Raw genomic sequence first — 23,041 nt, forward strand, 5'->3', positions numbered from 1 at the left:
AACTATATGAAAAGTATGCACTCCATCGACCTAGAAACGGTTGAAATGACTTTAGATATTATGAAATATGCAATTAACCGTATTTCAAATACATCTCCAGAGTTAGGGAAGCCAAAAAAAGAACAAGATCTTTTAGATTTGGTTGGTGAAACGATAACTAAAGAAGGTATTGGTGGAGAGAAAGCATTCGAACTTTTTAGAGATACACTTGTCAAAGCGGCAGTTCCAGTAGATCATCCACGACACTTGGCATTTGTTCCTGCGGCGCCAACAAGAGCTGCAATTTTATTTGATTTAGTCACATCTGCAGCAAGTATTCACGGTGCATACTGGATGACAGGAGGAGGCGGTATATTCTGTGAAAACCAAGCGATGAAATGGATTGTGTCTCTAACAGGTATGCCAGAAGATTCTTTTGGTGTTTTTACGAGTGGAGGAACTTCCGCAAATCTTTCTGCAATGATTGCTGCGCGTGAATATTGGAGGGATTTAGATGAAAATAATCAAGGTTTAAAAGCCTTGATGATCACTTCTAAAGGTGCACACTCATCAGTTAAGTCAATGGCAAAGGTGATTGATGCAGATATTATTACAATTGATGATGATAATGAGCATAGACTTACAGGAGAATATTTAGATAAATGTATTTCTGAACTCAGTGAATTTGATAGAAAAAGACTTTTTGCTGTTATTTCAACTGGAGGCACAACTAATGCTGGAATAATTGATGATTTGTCAGGTATTGCAGACATTTGTGAACGCGAAAATTTGTGGTTTCACGTTGATGCAGCTTATGGAGGTGCAGCTTTAGCAGCGCCATCAGTACGTCATTTATTTGATGGTATTGAAAGAGCTGATTCTGTAACGATCGATCCACATAAATGGATGTTCTCACCTTATGATTGTGGTGCGATTATCTATAAAAATATGGAATTGGCAAGAAATGCGCATTCTCAAAAAGGTGCTTATTTGGATATTTTTAAAGATGAAGGTGCGCAAGGTTTTAATCCTTCAGATTATCAAATTCAATTAACACGTCGTTTAAGAGGCTTGCCGTTGTGGTTTTCTTTAGCCATGCACGGTACGGAAAAATATACACAAGCTATTGAGCGAGGTTTAAGTTTGGCAAACAATGCTGCAAAACAAATCAAACAACAGCCGCATGTAGAATTGATAAGAGAGCCAGGTTTATCTTGTGTTTTATTCAGAAGAATAGGATGGACAGCTGAAGATTATCGCGACTGGACTTATAAAAATCACAGTGAAGGTTTTGCTTTGGTAACTCCTACTAAGTGGATTACCAATGCGGAAAATGAAACTTGTGCAAGATTCTGCTTTATCAACCCTGATACAACAGAAAAGGATATTGAAGACATTTTAAAAACAATGATTGAATAGCAGAAGTGTTATTTGTAATGTAAATTTAAAAAGCTCAAAACATTTCCGTTTTGAGCTTTTTAGTTATAAGTTTTTATTAGTGATAGGGATTTCAAGATAAGTATCATCCCAACCTATGAGTAAGTGAGCGCCATCGCTGTGAGGTCTGAAAGTGATTGAGAATTTTTCAACAGATGCTGCGGTTTGATTGGCTTTAGCTTTGACACGAATCACATCTTTTTCTTTTTCATAATTATATGCGCCCCAAGCGTTTGTCATTTCATTGATGATGATCGTCCATTTTTCTTTTCCCGGAATTGTGAATAAACTATATGTCCCAGCCATCACGTGTTTATCTCCAAAATTGACATCGTCATAGAAAGTTATTTCCGTCGCTTCATTGGCACCTGTTCGCCAAACTTCATCAAAGGGAACTAAACCACCAAAAATTTCTCGCCCTCTTTTCTGAGGTCTAGAATAAATAATTCTTACCAAAGGGGAGTTATCTTTATTTCTAACAATGACGGCATCCATAGGGCTTTTGTCTAGATCTGAAAAATCTTGAGCAAAGCTTAGACTGCTGATGCTAAAAGCAAATAGGATAAGGAGAATACTTTTCTTCATAGTCATATTTTTTACAAGTTTAATCGAAAATATTAAAACTCAAGCTTGATTTATTGTTAAAAACTTAACCTGTGGTAAAGTTAACTTCTTAAGTTAGATTAATTTGAGATTTAGGTCAACTAAAGTTAATAAGTGACGTTCAGTTTGCTTATATTTGTGAGTGATTTTAAAAATAAATTATGAGCGAAGAGATTAAGAAGCATAATTACTCTGCGGATAGTATTCAGGCTTTGGAAGGCATGGAACATGTGAGGATGAGACCATCGATGTACATTGGTGACGTCGGTATTAGAGGTTTGCATCACTTGGTTTATGAAGTAGTAGATAACTCGATTGATGAAGCAATGGCAGGCCATTGTGATAAAATCGATGTGATTATTAATGAAAATGGCTCAATTACTACAAATGATAACGGACGTGGTATTCCTATAGATATACATAAGAAAGAAGGCGTTTCAGCACTTGAAGTTGTTATGACTAAAATTGGTGCTGGAGGTAAATTCGATAAAGATTCTTATAAAGTTTCTGGTGGTTTGCACGGTGTTGGCGTTTCTGTTGTTAACGCTCTTTCTATACACACGCATGTTAGAGTTTTTAAAAACGGACAAATTTGGGAACAAGAATACAAGCAAGGAAAGCCGCTTTATCCTGTAAAGCCTACAGAAAAAACAGAACTTTACGGAACTGAAGTTACTTTTTTGCCAGACCCTGAAATTTTTCAAGACAGTGTAGAATATAAGTTTGAAACACTTGCGAACCGTTTAAGAGAATTAGCTTACTTAAATAAAGGCATTAAAATCAGTATTACTGATCATCGTCAAAAAGACGAAAATGGTGAATCTTTAAGAGAAGAGTTTTATTCTGAAGAAGGCTTGAAAGAATTTATCCGATTTATGGATGAAACGAGAGAGCCACTCATCGGAGATGTGATTTCTATGGAAGGCGAAAAGAATGATATTCCTGTTGAAGTCGCGATGATATATAATAATTCATACGCTGAAAATTTACACTCTTATGTGAATAATATCAACACACATGAAGGAGGAACGCATTTATCAGGTTTTAGAAGAGGATTAACGTCAACTTTAAAGAAGTACGCTGATTCATCTGGCTTACTTGACAAGTTAAAGTTTGAAGTTGCAGGTGATGATTTTAGAGAAGGCTTGACAGCAATTGTCTCTGTTAAGGTTGCCAACCCTCAATTTGAAGGGCAGACGAAAACCAAATTAGGAAACAGAGAAGTTTCTTCAGCAGTATCGCAATCGGTTTCAGAAATGTTAGAAATCTATTTGGAGGAAAATCCGAATGATGCAAAAACAATTGTTCAGAAAGTGATTTTAGCTGCACAAGCACGTCATGCCGCTAAGAAAGCGCGTGAAATGGTGCAGAGAAAAACTGTGATGAGCGGTGGAGGTTTGCCGGGTAAGTTGTCAGATTGCTCAGAGGAAGATCCTGAAAAATGTGAAGTTTTTCTTGTCGAGGGTGACTCGGCGGGTGGAACTGCAAAACAAGGTCGTGATCGTGAATTTCAAGCGATTTTACCATTAAGAGGTAAAATATTGAATGTTGAAAAAGCGATGCAACACCGTGTTTTTGAAAACGAAGAAATCAAAAATATTTACACAGCTTTAGGTGTTACCGTAGGAACGGAGGAAGACTCAAAAGCATTAAACTTATCAAAATTAAGATATCATAAAATTGTTATTATGTGTGATGCCGATGTGGATGGTAGCCACATTGCAACACTTATTTTGACATTTTTCTACAGATATATGAAGGAATTAATTGAAGCAGGGCATATTTATATTGCAACGCCACCGCTTTATTTAATCAAAAAAGGAAATAGAAAACGATATGCGTGGAGCGAAAAGGAAAGGGACGAAATTGTTCAAGAATACAAAACCAGTGTCAGTGTCCAGCGCTACAAAGGTCTTGGTGAGATGAACGCAGAACAGCTTTGGGATACAACCATGAACCCTCAGCATCGTATTTTACGACAAGTGACTGTGGACAACTCCGGAGAGGCCGATCGTGTGTTCTCTATGTTAATGGGTGATGAAGTGCCGCCTCGTCGTGAATTTATTGAGAAAAATGCGATTTACGCCAACATTGATGCGTAAAATCCACCATTTATGAGAGTCTATGTATTATTATTTTTAATTTTTTTCAGTGTAAAAGCTAAAGCGCAAGATGAATTAGTTGAGTTTATGTCTGCCGGTATCGAAGATGCCCAGACATTTGCTCAAGGTTATTTCTCACCAGCTACTGATGCTGTGATTAATAATATGAGTAACAATTGGTACACTTCAGGTGAAGTTAAATCACTTTTTCAATTCGAAATTACAATTGCTGGTAATATGTCATTTACAAGTGATGAAAGTCGAAGTTTTACCATGAATACCAGTGATTATAATAACATCAGCTTTGCTTCTGGTGCTCAATCTCTTCAAGTTGCTTCAGCTTTAGGAGCTAACGAAACTGATATTAGTGTTTTAGTTGATGGAACTAACGGTCTCGTCAATTTTGAGCTACCTCAAGGTTTATCTTCAGAAAATATTGACTTTATGCCAGGCGCTTATGCACAGTTTAGCATGGGTTTACCTTATCATTTTGAAGCTAAAGTTCGATTTCTCCCAGAAATTAAAACATCTGATGTTGAGGCAAGTTTATACGGCTTTGGCATACAACATGAATTTACAGAGTGGGTGCCTTTTATGAAGCATTTACCTGTTGGCATTTCAGGTTTTATAGGTTATACAAAATTAAAAGGCTCATATGATTTAACAAAAATAAGTCCAATTTTTATAGATTATGATGATCAATTAATTGATGCTGATATCAATTCTTGGCATTATGCTGCTATTGTTTCAACTAAACTGCCAATCATTAATTTTTATGGAAGTCTAGGCTACGTTTCTGGTAAAGCAACAACGGCCATGAAAGGAACTTATGAGTTTAATGAAGGTATTCAAGATATACAAGATTTAGGCAAATTTAAAGATCCTTTTTCAGTAAAATCAAATGTCAATAGTTTTAAAGCTTTAGTTGGTGCAAGATTGAAATTAGGTTTTGTAAGATTAAATGCCGCATATAGTGTTCAAGACTTTAATACTTTAAGTGTTGGACTAAGTTTTGGAAATTAAATATTAACATAACATAAAAACAATTATAATATGAAAGTTACAGTCGTAGGAGCAGGAGCAGTTGGTGCTAGTTGTGCCGAGTATATTGCAATTAAAAATTTTGCATCTGAAGTTGTTATTTTAGATATCAAAGAAGATTATGCAGAAGGAAAAGCAATGGATTTGATGCAAACTGCATCATTAAATAAATTTGATACGAAAATCGTTGGTTCTACAAATGATTATTCTAAAACTGCAAATAGTGATATCGCTGTTATTACGAGCGGAATTCCTCGCAAACCAGGTATGAGCCGAGAAGAGCTTATCGGTATTAATGCAGGGATCGTTAAAGAAGTCGCTACAAAAATTGTTGAACAATCTCCTGATGTTACTTTAATTGTTGTGAGTAATCCAATGGATACATTGACTTATTTAGCGCATAAAACAATCAATTTACCTAAGAATAGAATCATAGGTATGGGTGGAGCTTTAGATAGCGCGCGTTTTCAATACAGACTTGCTGAGGCTTTAGATTGCCCTTCTTCTGATGTTCAGGGAATGGTTATCGGTGGTCATAGCGATAAAGGTATGGTTCCGTTAGCAAGTCTTGCTACTAGAAATAGTGTAAGAGTTACTGAATATTTAGATGATGCGCGTTTGGAGAAAGTCTCTGAAGATACGAAAGTTGGAGGTGCAACATTGACAAAAATGTTAGGAACAAGTGCTTGGTATGCGCCTGGTGCTGCTGTATCAGCTTTAGTTCAATCCATCGCATGTGATCAAAAGAAAATGTTTCCTTGCTCTACATATTTAGAGGGTGAGTATGGATTAAATGATCTTTGTATCGGTGTGCCAGTTATTTTAGGTAAAGATGGTATCGAGAAAATCGTTGAACTTGACCTTAATGATGCAGAGAAAAATAAGTTAAAAGAAAGTGCAGAAGCTGTTAAGAAAACAAATGAACTTCTTGAACTTTAAAAACAAATAGAGTTTAAGACCCGAATTCATTGAGGATTCGGGTCTTTTTATTTTAGAGAAAAATTCAAAAAATCACGTTTTGAATTTCTTAAATTATCTTTAAAAAAATAATTGTCATTTCTCTATTGAAACCCTATATTTGTCCGATTTTAATACAAGTACACTAATATTTATAAATAATGCAAAACAAAGGATTAATAAAATTGTTTGCGATACTGTTTGGATTGGTAAGTATTTACCAACTTTCATTCACTTTTATTGCAGGCAATGTTGAAAGTAAAGCAGAAGAATTTGCACAAAACAAAATTCCTGAATCAGTTGAAAACTATGCTGTAAAAAGAGATCTTGAAGTTAAGAATTATCTAGATTCTGTCGCTAAAGAACCTGTATTTGCCGGTGTTACTTACGAAACTGCACAACAGAAAGAACTCAACAAAGGCTTAGATTTAAAAGGAGGGATAAATGTTATCTTACAAATTTCTGTTCCAGATTTATTAAGAGGACTTTCAAATGATTCAAAAGATCCTAAATTTAATGAAGCGCTTTCTAATGCTGGTGATAGAAGAAGTAATAGTCAAGATAATTATCTTGAGCTTTTCTTTGAAGAGTTTGATAAGATTGAAGGTGCTCAGCTAGCTTCTCCTGATATTTTCGGGACAAAAGCATTAGCTGATGAAGTCAATTTTGAAATGACTAATAATCAGGTGAAGCCTATTATCAGACGTAAAATCAATGAAAGTATCACATCAGCTTTTGAGGTTTTAAGAGAGCGTATTGATAAGTTTGGTGTTGCTCAACCTAATATTCAAAGATTAGGTGACTCTGGTCGTATTCTTGTTGAGTTGCCAGGAGCGAAAGATATATCTAGAATTAAAACTTTATTACAAAGTACAGCTCAATTAGAGTTTTGGGATGTTTATAAAGCTGGAGAAGTTCAACAATATATCATGACTGCTGATCAGATTGTAGCGGAATCATTAAAAGATACTAAAGCTTTAAAAGAAGAAACAGAAGCTACTGAAGCTGAAGAAGAAGATTTAGAAGAGCTTTTATCTTCATCTGAAGATTCAACAGACTTCTCTAAATCTAATCCTTTATTAAGCTTAGTTGCAAACTTAGGGGCTCAAGAAGGTCCAGTTGTTGCAACATTTGCGATGAAAGATACGGCTAAGGTGAATGAATACTTGGCAATGCCAAAAGTTAAAAGCGCTTTGCCTTCTGATAAGAAATTTTTACAATTTGCGTGGGGTAAGCCTGCTAAAAATAGCGAGTTTATTGACCTTTATGCATTGATTAATAATAGAAATAATGAACCACAATTAAGCGGTTCAGTTATTACTGATGCTCAACAAACTTACAACCAAGTTGGAAGTGTTGCAGTGAGTATGCAGATGAATGCAAGAGGTGCTAAAATTTGGGAAGACATGACAGGTCGTGCATCTGCTCAAGGAACTCAAATTGCAATTGTTCTTGATAATGTTGTTTATTCAGCGCCGGGTGTTTCTTCAGGAGCAATCTCTGGTGGACGAAGTGAGATTACAGGAGACTTTACAATTCAAGAAGCGCAAGATTTAGCAAATGTTTTAAGAGCTGGTAAATTACCTGCTTCAGCTGACATTGTGCAAAGTGAAATTGTTGGACCTTCATTGGGTCAGGAAGCGATTGATAGTGGTATCAATTCATTTATGATTGCTTTGGTTCTTGTTCTTTTATGGATGATTTTCTACTACGGTAAAGCAGGACTTTACGCTGATGTCGCGTTAATCCTTAATATTCTTTTAATTTTTGGTGTCTTATCTGGCTTAGGTGCAACACTGACTTTACCAGGTATTGCAGGTATTGTTCTGACAATTGGTATGTCTGTTGATGCAAACGTTCTTATTTTTGAGCGTATCAGAGAAGAGCTTTACAAAGGAAAAGCACAAGCTGATGCGATAAGAGATGGTTTCAGAAACGCATTGTCTTCTATTTTAGATGCAAACGTTACCACTGGATTAACAGGTATTATCTTATTGACATTTGGTACTGGACCAGTTAAAGGTTTTGCGACAACTTTATTAATAGGTATTTTAACTTCACTATTTACGGCAATTTTCATCACACGTTTATTGATTGATGGTTATGGTAAAAATGGAAAATCTTTAGCCTTCTCAACTGGAGTGACTAAGAACTTCTTTCAAAATGTCGACATTAAATTCTTGTCTAAAAGAAAAGTTGCTTACATCATTTCAGCAATCGCTTTAATTGTGAGTATTGGTTCTTTGGCAACAAAAGGATTAAACCAAGGTGTTGACTTTATTGGAGGTAGAACTTACACTGTTAGATTTGATCAAGGTGTGAATCCTACTGAAGTTGAAAACCATTTATTGGAAACTTTTGAAAGTATCGAAGCTAAAACTTATGGTGCTGATAGCCAATTGAAAATTACAACGAATTACAGAATTGATGAAGAAGGTGATGCAATTGATAGCGAAATTCAAGAGAAACTTTATAGCTCTTTAAAAGAATATTTACCAGCTGATTTAACTTATGCTCAATTTAGTGTAGAAAATACAGTTGATGCTGAAGCTAAACTAGGAGTTATGTCTGCCGTTAAGGTAGGTCCTACAATTGCTGATGATATTAAAACGGCCTCTTTCTATGCTATATTTGGATCTTTATTTGTTGTTTTCCTTTATATCTTAATTAGATTTAGAAAATGGCAGTTTAGTTTAGGTGCTGTTGTAGCGGTCACGCATGATGTTATTATTGTATTAGGTCTGTTCTCATTACTATACGGTGTTTTACCATTTAGTTTAGAAATTGATCAAGCATTTATTGCTGCAATTCTGACCGTTATTGGTTACTCTCTAAACGATACGGTTGTTGTGTTCGATAGGGTTCGTGAATACTTTAACGAACATACATCTTGGCCAATGCGTAAGCTTATTGATACGTCAGTAAGTAGTACAGTTAGCCGTACGGTTAATACATCTTTAACTACACTTGTTGTATTATTAGCAATATTTATTTTTGGAGGAGATAGTATCCGTGGATTTATGTTTGCCTTAATCATCGGTGTGATTGTTGGTACATATTCTTCAGTGTTTATCGCAACACCAATTATGTTTGATACTGTAAAAAAGAAAGGAATTGATTTAACTAACTCGAATAAAGCTGACGAACTCCAAGAAGAAGACTCAGCACAAACAGTCAGTTAATCTTTCTAAGAAATAAAGTTTTAATGAATAAGCTTGTTCAATATTTTGAACAAGCTTTTTTTATATCATTAACGGTGATCATTCTTATTTTAAAATCATTGAGTTTATACATCGCAATATATTAATCATTATTATGGATTTATATTGAGATTTAATCTTTAAGCGTAGTATACGCTTTCAGGCTATGAAAAGCTTGTTTAGTGATTCTTTTGCAATACTTAATTTTAAATTATCAAAAGACTTTTGTTTGATGCTTAGAAGGTGCTATCAATAGTTTTTAAATAAAAAAAACCATTTGATAGCTATGTCTAATCAAATGGTTCTTAAAATGTAAGGCTAATTTTCTTTATTTCCTTTTATAAGATATAATAATTATCACTAAACCTATAATAAGCATTGGTAAACTCAAGAGTTGTCCTGTGTTGAGAAGCCAATCAGCACGTTCTGGGACTTGTGGTTCTTTGATAAATTCAACAAAAAACCTGATTGTCCATAGTAAAGTAAAGAAAACTCCAAAGAGAAATCCGCTGATGTTTTTGACTTTTGTTTTATTATATAAAAACCATAAAATGATAAATAAAATCAAATATGAAACAGCTTCATAAAGTTGAGCTGGATGTCTAGGGAAAGTTTCTCCTAATTGTGTAAAAATAACTCCGTAATCCGATTGAGTTGGTTCTCCTACAATTTCTGAATTCAAGAAGTTTCCGATTCTGATAAAAATCGCACCAAAAGAAATGGGTAAAATGACGCGATCTAAAATCCAAGTGATCTTTTTATGTAAAATCTTCTTGCTGTATAAATACATAGCTATTGCAATCCCAATTGTCGCACCATGACTTGCTAAACCTTGAAAGCCAGTAAATCTTATTTCTGGAACAAATTGAAAAGGTAAAAATATAGAGAGTGGGTCTTCAAATATCAACTCACTTTGATAAAAAATGACATGACCTAATCGTGCTCCTAAAAGTGTTGCTATAACAGTATAAATAAATAAACTGTCTAATTTTTTTTCATCAATATTCTCTTTATTAAAAACATATTTCATGATGTACCATCCAGAAACAAAAGCTACAAGAAACATGAGACTGTAATAACGTATTGTGATGAAGCCAAGTTCAATTCCTAATGAAGGATCCCAAGTAATTGCGTGTAACATCATATTTTAAATTATTATTTTAAATTATTTTTATTTTCAGGAACAGGATCAAAACCTGAACTTCCCCAAGGATGACATTTTGAAATACGATGAATGCCTAATTGTAATCCACGACGAATCCCGTGCTTTTCAATAGCTTCTTTCGTATAGTGTGAACATGTAGGTTGAAATCTACAATTTTGACCTAAAAGAGGAGATATGATTAATTGATAGCCTTTAATAAAAAACTTGAGTAAAAATTTGATAAAAGCCTTCAGGATTCTCATGATTTTAAACTATAAGTCGTACCATCCTTCCCGTCTTTGAGTTCAATTCCCATTTCGATTAATTGATCACGAACAGTATCAGCTGTTGTGAAATCTTTATCAGCTCTGGCTTTATTTCTGATTTTAATCAAAATAGACACTAAGCCATCAATTTTTTCTGTATCATCATTATTTGCTTCTTCAGTTTCTTCTAAACCTAAAACATCAAAAATGAAATCTGATAAAGTTTGCTTTAGAAGTTCTTGATCGGCTTTGCTTATCCTTGCTTTTTCAGCTTTTACTGAATTTATAAATTTAACGGCCTCGAAAAGTTGTGCAATTAAAATCGGACTATTAAAGTCGTCATTCATTGCATCATAACATGATTGTTTCCATTGCTTAACATCAAAAGATGATGATGCGCTTGACTCTAATAATTCGATATCTTGATACGCATTCATCAATCGATGAAAGCCTTTTTCAGCAGCTTGTAATGCTTCATCAGAAAAATCTAAAATACTTCTGTAATTTGCTTGAAGCATAAAGAATCTCGCAACAGATGGCGCGTAAGCTTTAGATAAATTGGTATTTTCACCTGTAAAGAGTTCACGAGGTAAAATATTATTTCCAGTACTTTTGGCCATTTTTTTACCATTCAAAGTCAACATGTTTGCGTGCATCCAGTAATTTACTGGATCTTTACCACTAGCTGCTTTTCCTTGAGCAATTTCGCATTCATGATGTGGGAATTTTAAATCCATACCACCACCATGAATATCAAATGAATCACCTAAATACTTGCTACTCATAACAGTACATTCGATATGCCAACCCGGGAAACCAACGCCCCAAGGAGAAGGCCAGCGCATAATGTGTTGAGGTTCTGCGCGCTTCCATAAAGCAAAGTCTTGAGGATTTTTCTTTTCTTCTTGTCCAGCTAATGAGCGAGTGTTTGCGATAAGGTCTTCGATTTTTCGACCACTTAAAATGCCATAATGATTGTTTTCATTATATTTTAAAACATCAAAATAAACATTCCCATTGGCTTCATAAGCTAATCCATTATCAATAATTTTTTTAATAATTTCTATTTGCTCAACGATATGTCCAGTCGCAGTTGGCTCAATGCTAGGTGGGATATTGTTAAATAGACTCAAAATATCATGAAAGTCAATGGTATACTTCTGAACAATTTCCATTGGCTCAAGCTCTTCAAGTCTTGCTTTTTTGGCAATTCTGTCTTCACCTTCTTCAGCGTCATTTTCTAAATGTCCTGCATCTGTAATGTTTCTGACGTATCTAATTTTGTAGCCTAAATGCTTGAGATAACGAAAAACGAGATCGAATGAAATGAAAGTTCTACAATTTCCTAAATGGACGTTGTTGTAAACCGTTGGGCCACAAACATACATCCCGACCATGCCGTCATTTATAGGTTTGAAAACTTCTTTTTCACCTTTAATTGAATTGTAGATTTTCAATTCTTGAGTTTCGTATCTTTTCATTTTAAAGCTTTAAAATTTGGTGTCTAATTTAATGTAATCTAAGAATTCTTTTTTAACAAGCTTGTCTTTAAATTTTCCGCCGTATTCACTAGTCACTGTACTGCTTTCAATGTCACTAATACCTCTGCTATTAACACAAAGGTGTTTTGCATCAATAACACATGCAACATCTTCCGTTTGAAGTGCTTCTTGCATTTCTTTTACAATTTGCATTGTCAAACGCTCTTGTACTTGCGGTCTTTTAGCAAAGTAATTAACAATACGATTCATTTTAGATAAACCGATCACGCGACCAGAAGAAATATAAGCCACATGCGCTCGACCAATAATAGGAAGCAAATGATGTTCGCAAGTAGAGTAAACTGTAATGTTTTTTTCAACTAACATCTCACCATATTGGTAATTGTTTTCAAAAGTAGAGGCTTTTGGTTTGTTTTTAGGATTTAAACCAGAAAAAATTTCATTAACAAACATTTTAGCAACACGTTTAGGAGTGCCTTTCAAGCTGTCGTCGTTTAAATCCATTCCTAAAGTATCAAGAATTTTTTTGACATCATCTTGGATAAGTTCAATTTTCTTGTCATCACTTATCGCAAAAGCATCAGGCTTTAAAGGGTTTTCTGTGCATGTGGCAACATGATTATCACCTATATTATCGTTGAATTCTGTATTTTTATTATCACTCATTATTATGTCATATAAGGCTGCAAAGATAATTTTTTTACGCTTTAATTTCGAATGATTCCTAATAAGTTGTTTTAATCAAAAAAGATTAACCATTCTTTCACTTTTATTTATTATATTTCGCTCGAAAATTTAAATAATTGTTAATATTTATACCCCATAAAATATATTTAAAATGAAATTTAATACATATTTTAACATCTTTATACTTTTTTTCATTTTCAGTTTTTCTGAGTCATTTGCTCAAGATTTTTACATGGAAGACGGAGAAACTGTAACTACAAACTCTGGTTTTTTTTATGATCCAGGTCCACCTGATTCAAGTATTCAGGAAGGTAGTTTTGTTTATACCATTTGTCCTGATGGTGATTTATACACCACAATTGAATTTATTGATTTTTTTAACATTGGTCCCACTCATTTAAAAATTTATGATGGAGAAAATACATTAGCTGACTTATTATACGATTTCACACAGCAGGGTGAGGTATTAATACCAGATTTGAATAGTGTTTATTCAGGGACAGATGCTAACAGTTCTGGATGTTTAACATTTGAGTTCGATTCTCCATTTTCCAATGATGAAATTCAGGGCTGGAAGGCAATTATTGGTACGCGGCCTCAATGTATTACAGATGCTCCAGAAATAGTTAGTTTTACGGGAGGTGTTAATGTTCAAAATGATCCTAATTATCCAGATGATATTGACTATTTGGTCTACTTTAATGAAGATTTTACGATTGAGACGAGTTCTCATTTTCAAGATAATTACGCTCAGGAAAATGCGCATTATAATTGGGATTTTGGTAATGGAACCGGTGAAGGTGCAGAGGTGACTTATAGATATTCAGAACTCTGTGATTTTGTTATTACTTTAGATTTAGAAGATGGCTACAATTGTCAACAAAGAGAGAATTTAACACTTACCGTTAGAGTAGTTTTAAATCCAAATAACAGCCCAGGTTCTGTAAATTTAGATGCTGGTGATAATATACGTTTATGTGAAGAGCCAGGTACACCAATGACGGTTGATTTATCTGCCACTTATATGGATGTAAAAGAAGCAACTTCTTACGAGGTGATTAATATTTCGGATGAATTCCCTTCTAATACTCCTTACATCTTTGATGCGTGTTATCCTTCAGATACTGAGGTTTTTACTGAGCTGGATGGTGATGATGATTGGTCTCAAGCTTTTCAATTAGCTTATGAAGTTAACTTTTTTGGAAATTGCTATGATGATATAATCATTACCGATAATGGAGCGGTCAGTTTTGATATTGCTGGTGTTGTGCCAGGTGGTCGCTATACGCCAGGAGGTTATGCAGATTTTAGCTACAACGAAGGAATACCAACAGATGCAGGAGGTATTAATGCGCCATATGTCAACTCGATTTTTGGTGTTCTTCAAGATTTGCATCCATATTCTGGTAATAATCCTGCAGACCAGTCAATTAACTATGGATTTATAGAAAGCGAAGATGGGAAAAGTGATCGATTTGTTTTCAATATTTATAATACTTCTCAGTATAGTTGTAATACTCAGCACCAAACTTCACAGATTATTTTATACCAAACAACTAACGTGATTGAGGTTTACATCAAAAATAAAGACGAATGTAGTTTTAATAATGGAAGTTCAATTGTAGGAATTCAAAATAAAACAGGAGATGTCGCATTTGTTCCTCCAGGTCGAAATGCTGGACCTGAATCACCATGGAGTACGCAGGAAGAAGCATGGCGTTTTGTGCCCGATGGAGGAAACAGTATTACAACCTTCAAATGGTATGATGAAGATGGTTATGTTGTGAGTAACTCTGAAAACTATAATCCAACAGTAACTGAAAACACCTATTTTACAGCTGAAGTCACTTATGATGATGGTTGTAGTAATGTCACAACAATTACAGATAGAATCGATGTTCTTTATGAAAGTGACATTGAAATTGAATTCGCTGAAGATACTTTTTATCCTTGTGATGGTGAAGATTTGATGTTAGAAATCATTACTACTGAAAATAACAGTGTTCCTGTTTACTACACATGGTTTAAAGATGGTGTTGAGATCGCTGGAACAAATCCGGAATCAAGATATTTAAATGTTTCAGAGTCTGGCACTTACTCTGTTATCGCTGAAGGAGGGAATTGTGTCCTTGAAGAATCAGTTGAGGTAAGTTACCTAAATGAGATTGATGCTGATAATCCTGAAGATATTATATTGTGTAATTATAATGAAACTACTTATGATTTAAGAGGCATCGGAGGATTTAATAATTTAACAGGTTTTGTTGTAAAATATTATGGTTTATATGATTCAGAAACTGGTGATTTGAGTGATGAGATTACAGAACCTGAAGATTACTCATTAGAAAACGCAGATGTACATGAAATTTTTGTTGAACTTTCAAATCAAGTGAATACGGATTGCACAAATATTGCTTCATTCGTTATATATGAGTATGATGTTGATATTAATCCTACTGGATACGTGGCTGAAGATATCTGTATTGATGAAAGTTCAACAGAAACTATTGATTTAACTAGCGAAGGAAACAATACATCTAATGCCTTAAATGATCAAGATTCTTCAAATTATACAGTCACTTATTATGGTAAGGATCCTTTGTATTTTCCTGATGCAATTATTGATGATCCTTCAAATTATACAATTGACACAAATAGTCATTTAGGTCCAAATACAATTTGGATTACAGTACATAATAACGACTACCCTGATTGTTATGCAGTCGCAAGTTTTTCTTTTAATGTTAGCTTAGAGCCAACGATTACTTCAAACGATGTTGTTATTGAATCTTGTGAAGGTTCAATTATTAACTTGACGAATTATGATTCTAGTTTTAATAATAATAGTACAAATATGGCGGTGACGGTTAGCTATTATTTGAGTGAAGAAGATTTTGATAATAATAACCCAATTAATCCAGCTGATGAATATGAGTTTACACCTGATGCAGATGGAAGTCAAACGCTATACGTTGCTATAAAAAATGATAATTCTTCTTGTATTTCTGATTTGAAGAGTTTTGAGATTGTCAACCAGACTCCTAGTATTGAAAATGTAAATGACTTAACGCAATGTGGTGACTTTACTTTATCTCAAACTTTTGATTTAACTCAAAATGAAGTTGAGATTATAGGTTTACAGTCAGGAACTTATAATTTTACATATTACTTAACCGTAAATGAAGCAGAAACTGCGACAGATTCAATCACTGGCCTAGGTCTAGATAAAACGGCTTTTTCTCCAAGTAATGCTGAGCAAGATATTTACTTTAGAATTGAAGACCTTACTAATGATAGTTGTTTTAATACAGGCTCGTTTGCATTAATCATCAATGATGTTGAAGCTATTGCTCCATCTGATCTAGAAGCTTGTATTGATCCGGTATCGGGAGTTGCTATTTACGACCTTACATTGAGACAAGATGAGGTTTTAGGAAACGATCAAACACTTGATAATTATGAGGTTAATTATTATGATGCAAATATGGATTTAATTGGAAATCCGACAGAGTTTGAAACCTCTACAGAACAAATTATTACTGTTGAAGTTGTGAGTCAAAATGATTTAAATTGTTCAGAAACAGCTCGATTACAATTAGTCATAACACCTCAACCTGTTGCATCAGTTCCACCAATTCTTGAAGTTTGTGTTAATTATGATTTAGGAGATTCTGAAATTGATTTAACACAGCAAGATGAATCCATTAATGCTGATGGAGGAGATGAAGTAGTATACTATAATTCTATTGATGCCTTTAATAATGATAATAGAATTGAAGACCCTTCAGCTTACGCTTTACCTCAAGGGCAAACTCAGATTTATGCAGCGGTTGTTAATAATGGTTCAAACTGTCGTTCCGATATGGTCAGTTTTGAAATCGATAATGTTTTGCCTAATGTTGATATATCAAATTTTGATGGAAGAACAGTTTGTATAGATGAAAACGGAAATCTTATTGTTACGGAAAATTCCCCACCTGTTATCGAAACAGGGATGTCAGAAGTTGATTATGATTTTGTGTGGCAACTAAACGGAACTACAATTCCTGGAGAAACTTCAGCCAGTATTGTAGCTGAACAACCAGGAACTTATACGGTTATCGTGACTAATGGTTTGTCTAACATAGCATGTGATAATACATCATCAGCTGAAATTCTTGAAACTGGTCAAATTGATTTCGACCTTGAAGTATTAACTGATAACTTCCAAAATAATGAACATTCTATTGGCGTTATTTTTACCTTAATTGGTTTGGGCGATTATGAGGTGAAGCTTGATTATGGTGAGTGGTTTGATTTAGAAGAAGGGCAAACTCAACTCATTTTTAATAATCTAATAGGAGGTGAGCACACAGTAATTGTTAGAGATAAATTTGGCTGCGGCATGGTGCAGAAGTCAATTACTTTAATTGATTTCCCTGAGTTCTTCACGCCAAATGCTGACGGCTATAATGATACTTGGAATATTACAAGTATTGATCAAGCAGATGCTGAAATCAACATCTTCGATAGGTATGGAAAACACATTTATACAACAACGCCTACTGATGAGGGGTGGGATGGGACTTATAAAGGAGAATTGTTACCTGCTAACGATTATTGGTTCACTATTAAATATAAAGAGCCAAGAACTGATCAGGTTAAAACATTTAAATCTCACTTTACCCTTAAACGATAATTGAATAATGTAAAAGGCAAAAAAGCGCTTCTGTTATGAGAAGCGCTTTTTTTGTTAATAATTAAGAAGACTCACCTTGGGATATTTGTCAATTTTTTTAGCTCCATTTAAACTAGCAATTTCTAGAAGAAAATTAATCTGAATAATTTCTCCATCCAATTCTTCAATAAGTTTGCAGGCAGCAGCAGCAGTTCCGCCAGTTGCTAAGACATCATCATGTAACAATATTTTTTCACCTGGCTGAATCGCATCTTTATGGATTTCAATAGTGTCTTTGCCATATTCCAAATCGTAGGTTGACTGAAGTGTCTCAGCTGGAAGCTTTCCAGGTTTTCTGATAGGTACGAAACCAGCATTCAATTTTTGAGCTAAAAGTATACCAAACATAAACCCACGTGATTCAATGCCAACAACCTTATCTATTTTTTGATTTTTTAACTTCTCAATAAATAGGTCTAAAGCCATTGAGCTCGCTTCATGAGATTTTAAAAGAGGCGTAATATCTTTATATAGAATTCCTTTTTTAGGGAAATCTTCCACATCACGAATATAATTTTCAAGTTTCATTATAAAATGTCGTTTTTAATTTGGTATAAATATAAAAAGAAATATATTTGCACCCGCTAAGAGATGCTTAGTTTATTTCGGCCTCGTGGCGCAACTGAATAGCGCACCTGATTACGGCTCAGGAGGTTGCAGGTTTGAATCCTGCCGAGGTCACTTTTAAAACTGCTTAAACCACTGATAGTCAGTGGTTTTTGTGTTTTAAAAGACTGACATATTTTTTATATAAATCTCTTATTCTTAATAGTATAAGTTCTATACCTCGTTATCGTTTTATAGCCTAATTTTTTGTAAACCTTTTCTCCTAATGCTGAAGCTTGCAGAATAACATTATTAATGTTTTTGTCAAAAGCTATATTTGTAGCAACTTTTGTGGCGAGACTACCTAAACCTTGACCTCTAGCTTTCTCTAAAGTTCCGACCCAATATATGCCAGCAATATCTTCAGAAAATACAGTCATCACGGCTGACAAAGGTTTTTCGTTTTTATAAATGATGTGGGCGATGATATCGTTATGCAGCAATGTTTTATCTGTTTCAAACATTTTATCAATGACATGTTGAGTTTTACTAAAAGCTTGCTTTATAACTTCACCGAAGTCGTCGATTTCTTTTCTGCAATTAACTTTTTTGACTTGAAAAGAGTGATTAAAATCTTGATCATTGATTTTTTTATCAATATGCATCACTGCTGATCCTGGTGATCTATTCGCAGTTAATCCTTTATTTATCAATAGCTTTTCTAGCTTAGCATTAGCTTTACTATTTACCCAAACTGAAAAATCTAAATTCAGTTTATTAAAAAATTTGTCAGCTTTATGCATCATTTTTTCGGCAAAGTCATCGTTGAGACATATTGCACCATTCAAATGAGCATCAGTGCTTTCAACACCGATGCTGTAAATCATGTAGTGAGGAGTTTCAATAAGATTGACCTCTTTTAAGTTGATGATTTGTAGCTTAATTGAATCCTTTAGATTCTTATAAGCTTTTTGTAAAAGCTCTTGATTATTTTGTTTCATTATTTATCAGCATAGTTAAAGCTTATCACTTCAAATCTTTGAGTTCGGTCTTTGAGATTAAGTTCGACAATGTCTTTTTCCTCCTTATTTATGAGTTTTTTGGCTAGAGGAGAAGTAAAAGCGATTTTCCCTTTCATGACATCAGCTTCATCCACACCTACTATTTGAAAGTTTTGTTTGCTTTTACCATTTAATTTGAGTTCAATGTGTGCACCAAATTTAATTTTGTCAGTCGGTTGTGTCTTTAAATCTATTGGTTTGGCGTTATTCAACCGTTCTTGTAAGAGTTGTAATTTACCTTCGATCAGTGCTAAAGATTTTCTTTTTTCAGCATCTTTTTGAGTGTCAATAACTTCTTGACGTGATTCAATGAGTTCTTGTTTTTCGTTTTTCAACTCGTCGAGTCCGTTTGGGGTGACATAGTTAGGCACATTCATAGGTAGATCTGCACGAGGTGGAATGAATGGCTGTTCTTCTTGATCTCCTTCTTTAACAAATGCTCTACTCATAATTTATTTTTCAGATAAGTTACAAAATACTACAGACTTTTTTCTAGTTTTAAAGTTGCTCTGTCAACAGGAGCTTGACCAACTGGAACAGCTTTAAATCCATTTTTAAAATAGAGATTAATTGCTTTAACTAATTGATAACTTGTGTAAAGAAAAAGCTTGTTAGCTTTGAGTTCTTTTGCTTTAGCTAGGCTTACATCCATCAGCCTCTGTCCAATTTTTAAGCCTTGGTATTTCAAGTCAACGCCCATTCTACTTAACATATAAGTTTTATTGTCAATTTTTTCTAGAGCGATACAACCAATAATTTGATGGTCTTTTTGGGCTAGAAATATGTAACCATTTCTGTTGATAATTTCGTGGAGAGGATTATTCAATGCTTTTTCATCAGAAGGAGTTACTTCAAATTGAGGGGTTAACCAGTTTATATTAATGCGCTTAAAATCATCTGCATATTTTTCTTCAAAAGGAATAATCTTTAAGTCTTCAGAATTTATCATTTCTCAGTCATTTATTGATGAACAAAATTATAAATGTTATGTTGATTAAAGCAAAAACGCATGAAGAATAACTCCATGCGTTTTATGAAATAATTTATTTAAAAAGTTTATCTAACAATTAACTTTTCTACACTTTTAGATTGACCATCATTCACTTCAATCAGGTAAACGCCACTTTGAAGAGCATTTGTTAATTTAATTTGATGTGAAGTCGATTGACTGCTTAAATTGATTTCTTCTATCACTTGACCTTGTAAAGAATAAATTTTTGCGGTTGCATTTTTATTTAGTGCCTTTGAAAAATTAAGACTAAATTCTCCATTAGTAGGATTAGGATAAATACTAAAATCACTAAGATTTTGATCATCAAGGCCTAAAGTTGTGGTACACATTTCAATAGACCAAGAATTTAGTGTTCCTGTGACAGTATCATAAAAATCACCTATTGTAAGAGTCCAGTTTCCTTGAACACTTCCAGTTGTAAGATCCGAAAGCAAACCATCATAAGCTGTATAAGTGCCAGTTACAGGAGAGTTGCAAGAATAACCCTGACCTGGCAAAGTACTTCCATTGTCGTTAAAAGTGATGTTAAAAGAACCATCGGCACAGTTTCTGCCCCACAATAAGATTATTTCACCATTTGGTGCTTCCAATTGTACAACAAGATCACCAGCATCAGGGTGAGTGACATCAACATTAATATTAATATCATCAACACTCATGTCTTGAGTTACATTAATAGTACTGCTAGCAGTAGGGCCTTGTTGGTTTGAGCCTATTCCATCAGGAATATCAACAGCTGTATTGTTAGTATATGTCTCGCAATTTGTTTGAACATTTGTGTCAATAGCAAATGTTTCTTTGTTTAATGCATAATAAATATTATCAACTGGCTCAATTTTTATTCTACAAAAAGCAGCTTGTTCATTAGGTACAGTAATATCATAACTTCCATTGTTAGCAACATTTGAAGCTAAAACCGTATCAAAGTTTTCTCCGTTATCTGTTGATAAAAGGATGTTAACATTAGATGTATTGATGCCATTACCTGTCGTACCAGCAACATCCCATGTGATAGTTTCAGTTTCACCAGGAATCCAATTGATGTCAGTTTGGTTTTGAGAAGTCACTTTAAAAGGACCAACGCTTTTAAAACTAACAGTCACATCTTTTCTCGCTGTTTGACCACCATTAATATTATTATCTCTCACTGTTAAAGCGAAATCCATATTTCGTTGCGTTGAAGGAACAACTTCCCAAGTCGGCGTTAAGTTGTTATTCAGGACATCTTCATATTTAGGAAAATATCTTCTTGTTTCTATCAATGAAGAATTTGAAAGGAAGTTTGGGCCTTGTATACTGGTTGGAAGAGGTGGCTGATTACTAACTTCCACGTCATATTGTTCCCAGTTATAAGTTAAAGCATCATTCTCGGCATCAGTTGCTTCAGCGTCTAAATAAAAAGCCGTTCCGTTTGGAATGCTGTAACTTAAGTCGGTTGTAATAGTCGGAGCAGTATTAGGAATAGAAGTTATGGTTGGACAAGTAGCCCCCAATCCATTGGTGATATTATTATAAATTTGAAAAATACTCAATTGATGAAAATGATCATCACTATTAGATTTTGTATTTGGAGGGCAAATACCTGCATATGCCATGATCGTATTTCCACTGCCAGGTTCAACAGAAGAATCATTAGATCTTTGACCATTACAAAAATTATTGTAAGTATGTTTTGCACCAAATTGGTGTCCGATTTCATGAGATACATAATCAATATCAAAAGGATCGCCAACAGGAGCAGCAGAACCAGTAACTCCTCTTGCTTTAAAGTTTGTCATACAAACTGAACCCAAAGATGCAATACCGCCGCCGCCAGTACTAAAGACATGACCGATATGGTAATTATTAGAACCAATTGTAGAATCTATATTTTGTTGGTTTTGACCTAACAATGCACTGCCATTATTGTTGGTGTAAGGATCTGAATTTGCATTTAAATAAATAAGGTCATCTGTGTTACCTATTAATTGTAAATTGACAGCAACATCTCTTTCATAAAGCATATTAACACGATCAATAGTGACTGTCATTGCTGCTAAAACAGCTGTAATTTTCTCACTTTGAGGTGCATTATTTAAACCGGCTTGATTAATCTGGAATTGTGAGTATTCGCCAGTAGTAGCTAACGCTAAATCGTAGGTTCTTAAAGTTGAGTCATCAACATCAAGAGTTTCATAGTCGTCAGTTGTTAAATTAGAATTGTAATCTACTTCTTCAGTATTGTCACAATAATTAAAAGCAGCAGTTTCATTCGTGTACTTTTTATTAAAAGCAGAATAATACTGCGCATCTTGAGTGATAGGGTTAATAATCAAATTTCCTAAATGCGGTCTTAATACCATGACATATAAGCCTTGAGGAGTTACTGTCATTCTCAGTTGATGCGTGTTTTCTTTATGGCTTTTTCCAATATAAGAATTAATCTCAGGAAATTTTTCAGATAATTCATCTGACATTGTTCTGACTTTGAAAATCTTGTAAGTATTTATATCGCCATTTTCATTAGGAATTTCGATCTGAACTTGACTTTCTGTAGCTTCAAATCTAAAAGGAGCATTTGTCAATTCTGATTTAATAACATCGAAATTTAAGTGGTAAGTGCTTTTAGATTTGACCTCATAAAAAGTTTCAAGAATTTCATCTTGTTCTAATTTATTCTCATCAATTTGTGACCAGTAACTTTCTTGTGCAGAAGTGAAATTGATCATCAAAATCATTACTAATAAAAGGGGTAATTTTAATTGCATAATATTTTTAAATTTTGCGGGCAATTTAAAGGTTTTTTAA

The 23,041-nt window shown here is 34.1% G+C and carries 16 protein-coding genes and 1 tRNA gene; 7 read left to right on the forward strand and 10 right to left on the reverse strand.

Going from position 1 to position 23,041, the window contains the following annotated elements; translation table 11 throughout:
- Positions 1–6 precede the first annotated feature (6 nt).
- Complete coding sequence (locus BLV84_RS09605) at positions 7–1,398, forward strand: pyridoxal phosphate-dependent decarboxylase family protein (protein WP_093244460.1); 1,392 nt, start codon at positions 7–9, stop codon at positions 1,396–1,398.
- A 63-nt stretch (positions 1,399–1,461) separates the two neighbouring features.
- Here the strand turns inward: BLV84_RS09605 and BLV84_RS09610 are convergent, their stop codons facing one another.
- Complete coding sequence (locus BLV84_RS09610) at positions 1,462–2,001, reverse strand: DUF2911 domain-containing protein (protein ID WP_093244461.1); 540 nt, start codon at positions 1,999–2,001, stop codon at positions 1,462–1,464.
- Between the two features lie 179 nt (positions 2,002–2,180).
- Here BLV84_RS09610 and gyrB point away from each other — a divergent pair, with 179 nt between their 5' ends.
- From gyrB to secDF, 4 genes are all read left to right on the forward strand, one after another.
- Entirely contained in the window at positions 2,181–4,121 is a 1,941-nt protein-coding gene (gene gyrB, locus BLV84_RS09615; protein ID WP_093244462.1) for a DNA topoisomerase (ATP-hydrolyzing) subunit B, read from the forward strand.
- A 12-nt stretch (positions 4,122–4,133) separates the two neighbouring features.
- Positions 4,134–5,144 carry a DUF6588 family protein gene (locus BLV84_RS09620; RefSeq protein ID WP_093244463.1) on the forward strand — a complete coding sequence of 337 codons (1,011 nt, stop codon included), beginning with the start codon at positions 4,134–4,136 and terminating at the stop codon, positions 5,142–5,144.
- A 30-nt stretch (positions 5,145–5,174) separates the two neighbouring features.
- Positions 5,175–6,101: a malate dehydrogenase gene (locus BLV84_RS09625; protein ID WP_093244464.1), complete on the forward strand. Its 927-nt coding sequence runs from the start codon at positions 5,175–5,177 to the stop codon at positions 6,099–6,101.
- Positions 6,102–6,280: 179 nt separating this feature from the next.
- Positions 6,281–9,301 (forward strand): protein translocase subunit SecDF, encoded by a 3,021-nt coding sequence (secDF, locus tag BLV84_RS09630; RefSeq protein WP_093244465.1) that lies wholly within the window; start codon positions 6,281–6,283, stop codon positions 9,299–9,301.
- Positions 9,302–9,647: 346 nt separating this feature from the next.
- Here secDF and lgt read toward each other — a convergent pair whose 3' ends face one another.
- Genes lgt through folE form a run of 4 tightly spaced genes read right to left on the reverse strand, consistent with a single transcriptional unit; the run spans position 9,648 to position 12,897 of the window.
- Complete coding sequence (gene lgt, locus BLV84_RS09635; RefSeq protein ID WP_200796271.1) at positions 9,648–10,463, reverse strand: prolipoprotein diacylglyceryl transferase; 816 nt, start codon at positions 10,461–10,463, stop codon at positions 9,648–9,650.
- Between the two features lie 11 nt (positions 10,464–10,474).
- On the reverse strand, positions 10,475–10,726 hold the full coding sequence (gene yidD / locus BLV84_RS09640; RefSeq protein WP_093244466.1) for a membrane protein insertion efficiency factor YidD: 252 nt from the start codon (positions 10,724–10,726) through the stop codon (positions 10,475–10,477).
- On the reverse strand, positions 10,723–12,210 hold the full coding sequence (gene cysS / locus BLV84_RS09645) for a cysteine--tRNA ligase (protein WP_093244467.1): 1,488 nt from the start codon (positions 12,208–12,210) through the stop codon (positions 10,723–10,725). Before cysS ends, yidD begins: the two co-directional genes overlap by 4 nt.
- Before the next feature lie 9 nt (positions 12,211–12,219).
- Positions 12,220–12,897 (reverse strand): GTP cyclohydrolase I FolE, encoded by a 678-nt coding sequence (gene folE, locus BLV84_RS09650; RefSeq protein ID WP_093244468.1) that lies wholly within the window; start codon positions 12,895–12,897, stop codon positions 12,220–12,222.
- Between the two features lie 172 nt (positions 12,898–13,069).
- Between folE and BLV84_RS09655 the strand changes: the two genes are divergently transcribed.
- Positions 13,070–17,596, forward strand: coding sequence for a T9SS type B sorting domain-containing protein (locus BLV84_RS09655; protein ID WP_093244469.1), 4,527 nt, complete (start codon positions 13,070–13,072; stop codon positions 17,594–17,596).
- A gap of 54 nt (positions 17,597–17,650) precedes the next feature.
- Here the strand turns inward: BLV84_RS09655 and apt are convergent, their stop codons facing one another.
- Positions 17,651–18,163 carry an adenine phosphoribosyltransferase gene (gene apt, locus BLV84_RS09660; RefSeq protein ID WP_093244470.1) on the reverse strand — a complete coding sequence of 171 codons (513 nt, stop codon included), beginning with the start codon at positions 18,161–18,163 and terminating at the stop codon, positions 17,651–17,653.
- Between the two features lie 79 nt (positions 18,164–18,242).
- Here apt and BLV84_RS09665 point away from each other — a divergent pair.
- A tRNA-Arg gene (locus BLV84_RS09665) sits at positions 18,243–18,316 on the forward strand.
- Between the two features lie 65 nt (positions 18,317–18,381).
- Here the strand turns inward: BLV84_RS09665 and BLV84_RS09670 are convergent.
- From BLV84_RS09670 to BLV84_RS09685, 4 genes are all read right to left on the reverse strand, one after another.
- Positions 18,382–19,182, reverse strand: coding sequence for a GNAT family N-acetyltransferase (locus BLV84_RS09670; RefSeq protein ID WP_093244471.1), 801 nt, complete (start codon positions 19,180–19,182; stop codon positions 18,382–18,384).
- Entirely contained in the window at positions 19,182–19,691 is a 510-nt protein-coding gene (locus BLV84_RS09675) for a GreA/GreB family elongation factor (RefSeq protein WP_093244472.1), read from the reverse strand. Before BLV84_RS09675 ends, BLV84_RS09670 begins: the two co-directional genes overlap by 1 nt.
- 29 nt (positions 19,692–19,720) lie before the next feature.
- The gene (locus tag BLV84_RS09680; protein WP_093244473.1) at positions 19,721–20,191 is read right to left on the reverse strand and encodes a GNAT family N-acetyltransferase; all 471 of its coding nucleotides are present in this window, start codon (positions 20,189–20,191) and stop codon (positions 19,721–19,723) included.
- Positions 20,192–20,298: 107 nt separating this feature from the next.
- Positions 20,299–23,001: a zinc-dependent metalloprotease gene (locus BLV84_RS09685; RefSeq protein ID WP_093244474.1), complete on the reverse strand. Its 2,703-nt coding sequence runs from the start codon at positions 22,999–23,001 to the stop codon at positions 20,299–20,301.
- Positions 23,002–23,041: the final 40 nt, after the last annotated feature.

Origin of the sequence: Psychroflexus halocasei (assembly GCF_900107595.1) — a bacterium.
Taxonomy (GTDB): Bacteria; Bacteroidota; Bacteroidia; order Flavobacteriales; family Flavobacteriaceae; genus Psychroflexus; species Psychroflexus halocasei.